General features: G+C 70.4%; 6 protein-coding genes. 2 read left to right on the forward strand and 4 right to left on the reverse strand.

Annotation, left to right across the window (positions count from 1 at the left end):
- Positions 1-85: 85 nt before the first annotated feature.
- The 4 genes from rplW to rpsJ are packed head-to-tail and all read right to left on the reverse strand — an operon-like array spanning position 86 to position 2047.
- Positions 86-415, reverse strand: a complete 330-nt coding sequence (gene rplW, locus VIW71_RS07310; protein ID WP_331621183.1) for a 50S ribosomal protein L23 — start codon at positions 413-415, stop codon at positions 86-88.
- Positions 415-1074: a 50S ribosomal protein L4 gene (gene rplD, locus VIW71_RS07315; RefSeq protein WP_331621184.1), complete on the reverse strand. Its 660-nt coding sequence runs from the start codon at positions 1072-1074 to the stop codon at positions 415-417. The genes rplW and rplD overlap by 1 nt, the downstream gene beginning before the upstream one ends.
- A 5-nt stretch (positions 1075-1079) precedes the next feature.
- Positions 1080-1724 carry a 50S ribosomal protein L3 gene (gene rplC, locus VIW71_RS07320; RefSeq protein WP_331621185.1) on the reverse strand — a complete coding sequence of 215 codons (645 nt, stop codon included), beginning with the start codon at positions 1722-1724 and terminating at the stop codon, positions 1080-1082.
- 14 nt (positions 1725-1738) lie between these two features.
- Positions 1739-2047, reverse strand: coding sequence for a 30S ribosomal protein S10 (gene rpsJ, locus VIW71_RS07325; protein WP_014144312.1), 309 nt, complete (start codon positions 2045-2047; stop codon positions 1739-1741).
- Positions 2048-2674: 627 nt separating this feature from the next.
- Between rpsJ and VIW71_RS07330 the strand changes: the two genes are divergently transcribed.
- A complete protein-coding gene (locus VIW71_RS07330) occupies positions 2675-3388 on the forward strand; it encodes a hypothetical protein (RefSeq protein WP_331621186.1) in 714 nt (237 codons plus the stop codon).
- A 125-nt stretch (positions 3389-3513) separates the two neighbouring features.
- The coding region (locus VIW71_RS07335) for an NACHT domain-containing protein (RefSeq protein WP_331621187.1) at positions 3514-6223 on the forward strand (2710 nt) is incomplete at its 3' end.

Genomic DNA, 6223 nt, shown 5'->3' on the forward strand with positions numbered 1-6223 from the left:
ACGGCCCGGGGTCGTCGGCTTGTACTTGCGGATACCCATTTCTCAGTCCTCGGATGATTCCGGACTTCTGAACGACCAGTCCCCGTTAGGAGACCGGGCCGCCGAAGATGTCGATTCGGTCGCCCTCGGCGAGGGTCACGATGGCGCGCTTGGTGTCGGCGCGCTTGCCGAAACCGGTACGGGTGCGCTTGCGCTTGCCCTGCCGGTTGATCGTGTTGACCCCGGTGACCTTGACCTGGAAGACCGCCTCGACGGCCTGCTTGATCTGGGTCTTGTTGGCGCGCGGGTCGACGACGAACGTGTACTTGTTCTCGTCCAGCAGCGCGTAGCTCTTCTCGGAGACCACCGGCTTGACCAGGATGTCACGGGGGTCCGTGTAGGTCTTGCTGGTGATCGCGGTCTGCTGCTCGGCCATCAGGCGTCGCTCCCTTCGGTCTCGGCGGCGCCGTTACCGGAGACACCCACGAACCGGTCGAAGGCGGCCTTGGTGAAGACCACGTCGTCGGAGACGAGCACGTCGTAGGTGTTGAGCTGACCGGCGTCCAGGATGTGCACCTGGGGCAGGTTACGGGCGGACAGCCACGCGAGCTCTTCGGCGCGGTCGGCGACGAGCAGCACGTTCTTGCGGTCGCTGATCTGGCCCAGCAGCGACTTGGCGGCCCTGGTCGACGGGGTCTCGCCCTCGACGACGCCGGTCACGACGTGGATGCGGTTGTGGCGGGCCCGGTCGGTGAGGGCACCGCGCAGGGCGGCGGCCTTCATCTTCTTCGGGGTCCGCTGCGAGTAGTCGCGCGGCACGGGACCGTGCACGACGCCACCGCCGGCGAACTGCGGCGCGCGGGTCGAGCCCTGGCGGGCGCGGCCGGTGCCCTTCTGGCGGTACGGCTTCTTGCCGCCACCGCGGACCTCGCCACGCGTCTTCGTCTTGTGCGTGCCCTGACGGGCCGCGGCGAGCTGCGCGACGACGACCTGGTGGATCAGCGGGATGCTGACCTTGGCGTCGAAGATCTCAGCCGGGAGCTCTACGGTCCCGGTCTTGTCACCCGCGGGCGACAGAATGTCAATGGTGCTCATATCCCTCAGGCCCCCTTGGCCGCGGTGCGGACCAGGACGAGGCCGCCGTTCGGACCAGGAACCGCGCCCTTGATCAGCAGCAGGCCCTTTTCCGCGTCAACGGCGTGGACGGTCAGGTTCTGGGTGGTGACCCGCTCGTTGCCCATGCGGCCCGCCATGCGCAGGCCCTTGAACACGCGGCCCGGGGTGGCGCAGCCACCGATGGAGCCGGGCGAGCGGTGCTTGCGCTGGACACCGTGTCCGGCGCCGAGGCCCTTGAAGTTGTGACGCTTCATGACACCGGCGAAGCCCTTGCCCTTGCTCTTGCCGGTCACGTCCACCTTGACACCGGCCTCGAACACCGTGGCGGTGATCTCCTGGCCGAGCGTGTACTCACCGGCGTCGGCGGTACGCAGCTCCACCAGGTGGCGGCGGGGAGTGACGTCGGCCTTCGCGAAGTGGCCCTTGAGGGGCTTGTTCACCTTGCGCGGGTCGATCTCGCCGAAGGCGAGCTGGACCGACTCGTAGCCGTCGGTGTCATTGGTACGCACCTGGGTCACGACGTTGGGGCCGGCCTTGACGACGGTCACCGGGACGACACGGTTGTTCTCGTCCCAGACCTGGGTCATGCCGAGCTTCTCGCCCAGGATGCCCTTGATCTGCTTAGCCATCTTCTCCGTGCCTCTCAGAGCTTGATCTCGATGTCGACGCCGGCCGGCAGGTCCAGGCGCATCAGCGAGTCAACGGTCTTGGGCGTCGGGTCGAGGATGTCGATCAGGCGCTTGTGCGTGCGCATCTCGAAGTGCTCGCGCGAGTCCTTGTACTTGTGCGGCGACTTGATGACGCAGTACACGTTCTTCTCTGTGGGCAGCGGCACCGGGCCCGCGACCTGCGCACCGGTACGGGTCACCGTCTCGACGATCTTCTTCGCCGAGGAGTCGATGACCTCGTGGTCGTAGGCCTTGAGCCGGATGCGGATCTTCTGTCCCGCCATGGCTACTCCGTAGTCCTTGTCTCTGTTTACGCCCTGGCATCCACTTCGCCGACCCACGCGGTCGGGCGTGTCGCGCCCCTCGAACATGGTTTTCCGCATGCGGAGAACCCTGGCCCAGGGGGTTGCGTGGGAGAGATTCCCACCGGATGCCTGGCCGGAGCCGCACTCACGCTTCCCGGAAGATTCCCGTACGTCCGCCCCAGCGCTGCCACGTGGACAGATGGGGCGACGAGTACTGTGGGACTCGCTTCCGGTCCCCCCGACGGGAGGCGCGCAGCATCGGCGCTCGACCGAGCAACTGGGCTAGTCTGCCACACCGGCTCCGCCCGGCGCCAATCGGGCCGGGAAGCCTACCCCTGAAGGGTCGCGGCCCAAACTGGTGGGCGGCCGAACGGGGTCGGCGGTCCACCACGTCTCCCTCCTGGTTCGTCATCGGCCAGTCTCAAGAAACGCCGATCACGAAGGCGTCACCGATGCGTCGGGCCCCCCTCGTCAAGACCGCCTCGAACTGGTACCGACCGGTTTCGAGGCCGACTGCGAACAGTGACACCCGGGTGGCAGACTGACGTCCGGCTCGGGGTCGGCCGTCCGGGCCGTTGTCCCGACAAGGGCTGCCGGGGGGCAATCATGTCCGTGATCGTGAACATCGCGATCGGGCTCGCGACCAGTGTCATCAGCGGCGGGCTGGTCTGGCTCTGGGAAAGGGGCAAGCGAGCCCGGGCGCTCTCGCGCAAGGCGCAGTTCTTCGGCATGGCACCGGGCAGACCGTGCCTGATCGTGATGAACAACAAGTACAACGCGCCGAAAAGCGCCTCCCACCAGGACGTCCAGGCGATGATCGAGGTGGCGGCCCTGGCCGGCGAACTCGGGTGCGAGGTGTCCGCCACGTCCAGCAACGACTTCGCCGGCAGCAACGGCGACAGCACCGAGTTCTGCATCGGGGGCCCGCTCGCCGGCTCCAACGTCCGCACCGGCGGGCATCTGGCCGCCTACGTGCCGGGGGTCACCGTCCGCCCCTTCGACGCGACTCCTGACGCGGTCGCGTTCGACGTGGGCGGTCAGCTCTACCGCTTCGACCGTGGTCGGCAGGAGTACGTGCTGGTGGCGAAGTTCCGGCCGGTCGAGGCAACGGGCTCGGTCGTCCTGATCTGCGGGCAGAGCTCGACCGCCAACCGTGCGGCCATCCTCTTCCTCAAGCGCGCCTACGGTGAGCTCGCGCAGTCGGTGGCGTCGACCGAACGCTTCTGCCTGCTGGTCAAGGTCGCGGGCATCGCGACCTACGGGCACCTGGGCACGAGCCTGGAACGGGACCTGTCCGACGTGGCGTTCACGGCGCCCTGACCCCGGGATGCGGGGGCCCGGCCGCGGCGGGCCGGATTTCCTTCGTAACGACTGGGCGCCACCGCGCACGGCGGCGCCCATCGATGGACTTGTATGAAGTCAGCGTCTCGGGGAGGGAGGCCACGGTGGGACTGGACATCGGGGAGCTGTCCGGGATCGCGGTCGGGTTCATGGGGCTGCTCACCTCCGCGCTCTCCCTGTGGCTGGTGAGATACCGAATCGGGTACCGGTCGGCCCGGATCCTCCTCGACCTGGCACCGGCCCTGGGCTCCGGCACGAGAGTGAGCGGGCAGTTCCCGATCCCGGCGCGCAAGGACTACATCGAGCTCACTCTTGAGGTGGTGCCGCCCGCAGCGGGCCCCGGACCGCAGCCGCCGACGCCCGACGTACTGGCCCGCACCAACGACCTGCTGCGGCTCCTCAGCCCCAGCCGCGGCCGGGTCTTCCTGCTCGTCGGTGCCGCCGGGACGGGCAAGAGCACGCTCTTACGCCACGCCGCTCTGAGGCTGCTGGAGAGTTCCGGGCTGGGCCTGCCCCGCGCGATTCCCGTACTGCTGCACCTGGGCGACCAGTCTCCGGACATCCTCAGCGGCGCCGACCTCGGCACGCTGGCCGCCCACTCCCCCTGGGCACGTGCCGCCTTCCCCCGTTCCTGGACGCCCCGATGGCTCCAGCAGGGCAGATGCGTGGTCTTCCTCGACGGGATGGACGAGGTCGGGCCTGAGGCACGGACGCGGGTGGTCCACTGGCTGCGGGAACAGATCGAGGCCTTCCCGCAGAACTCCTGGGTGATCGCTTCCCGTCCGGTGGGCGACGCCCTCCTGCCGGTATCCGCCACGACGCTGGGGATCCGCGGACTCGGCGTGGACCAGGCCGAGCGGTACGTCCGGCGTCAACTCGCCGGCCGCGCGGGCCGGACACCCGAGACCGCGGCACGCGAGGCCCGGGAGTTGATCAGGCAGCTGAGCCGGACCTCGCTGGGCGGGCTGGCCGCCAATCCGCTGTATCTGGCACTCATGGCGGACAGCTACGACCGCACGGCGGCGCCCCGGTCGGTGGCCGATGTCCACCGGGACGCCTTCGACATCTTCTGGAGGCGGCAGCTGCCCCGGGAGCCGGACAACCAGCGGATCGTCCAGAACCTGGCCCTCGGCATGATGAACGCCGACGCGACCGCGGTCACCGGAGCCGAAGCGGCGCGCATGACCCGGGTGAGCCGCACCAGATCGCGTTTCGACTCCCTGACGGGTTTCCTGCGGTCCATGGAGGACAGCGGCATCCTGGTCCAGAGCGCACCGGGCATGTACGCGTTCGTGCACGTCGAGCTGCAGGAGCACCTCGCCGCGGACGAGATCCTCGCGCAGGGATCGGTGCGCTTCCTCATGGAGCGGGTCGACCAGCCGAGGTGGCGCGGGACCACCCTGAAGTGGGCGGCAAGGGCCGACGCCAGCCCGGTGATCGAGGCGTGCCTCAATTCCGGTACCGCGCGAGCACTTGCGCTGGCCCGCGACTGCGCCGAGGTCAGCACGCAGATCGACCCGGAGGTGCGGGCGGCACTCGCCCGCGCGCTGGAGGCCGGTACCGCGCTGCCGGGGAGTCCGTCGCCGCGGACCACCGCCCTGACCGCGTACGTGGAGAGCGCTCACGCGGACCTCGCGTCCTCCGTGCTGGAGCAGGCGGCGGCGGAAGGACGCCGGATCGGCCCCGACGACATCTCCGTCGTGCTGAACAGGTCCCTCCCCCGTGCCGTCACGGACCGGCGGCAGGCTCCGGGCGACACGGAGGCGCACATCCTCTTCTCGGCCGCGCGGCTCGCGGCCGAGACGGGACAGGGCCGCGAGGCGAACCGGTACCGCCTGCGCGGCCTCGTCGCCCTGGCGGCGGAACTGCGGGCGCAGAGCCAGGAGTCCGCGCGCGACCTGTGCCTGGCGGCGCTGACCTGTCTGGATCCGGGGGCGTCGCCCGACACCCAGGCCGCACAGATCATCCGCGTCTACCTGGGCGGGGCGGCGGACAGCGGTGACACCGAGGACGTGAGCCCGGCGCTGCACGCGTACCTCCGCGAGACCGGCCCTGCGGGCTTCGACGCCGTCGTGGCGCTCGTCGCCACCAGCGAGACGGCGGCCCGGCTCGTCCGCCGGGCGTTCCACGACGACAGCGGCCTCGTCTCCCTGTGCGCCGGGTGCCTGCGCGCCGACGGCACGGGCCGGCCGAGCCGGGAGGCATGGACGGCTCTGACCGAGGAGTGGCACCGCGGGCGCAGGGCGCTCGCCCACCCGTTGGCTCTCCTCGAACAGGTGGAGATGACCGGGGAGTCGCTGCGCGAAGGCCGTGAACGCCTGGGCCAGCTCCGCGAGACGGCGCCCGCCGCCCTCGAACTGGACGGCGTCGGCCGCGCGCTGGAGGCACTGACGGACGCGCTCGACGAGTGGCGGTTCGACCAGCGGGACGCCGCGCTGCGCCGAGCGGAGCGGATCACCGCAGAGGTGAGGGCCGCCATCCGCAGCGCTCCGACCTCGCTGGCCGTGGAACTGGTGGAGCCCGCGGCCGTCCGCATCGAGACGCTGGCCCGGTCGGCCCGCCGACAGCTCGCTGAGGACCGGCCGCCGCGCCCGGAACTCACCCGGGCCCTGCCGTCGGCACGGCTCTGCGGGCGCGCGGTGACCCTCCAGGTCGACGTGGCCAATGCCGACGGCAGCGCTCCGGTCGAGTCCGGGTGGCTCACCGTGGACACCGATCCCGCGGTGCTGCTTCCCGCCTCCCAGCGCGTGGACCTGCCGGCCGCCGTGTCCGGCGGGGCCACGAGGGCAGTGCTCGTCCGCCTCCGCCTGGCCG

Source organism: Streptomyces sp., assembly GCF_036524955.1.
Taxonomy (GTDB): Bacteria; Actinomycetota; Actinomycetes; order Streptomycetales; family Streptomycetaceae; genus Actinacidiphila.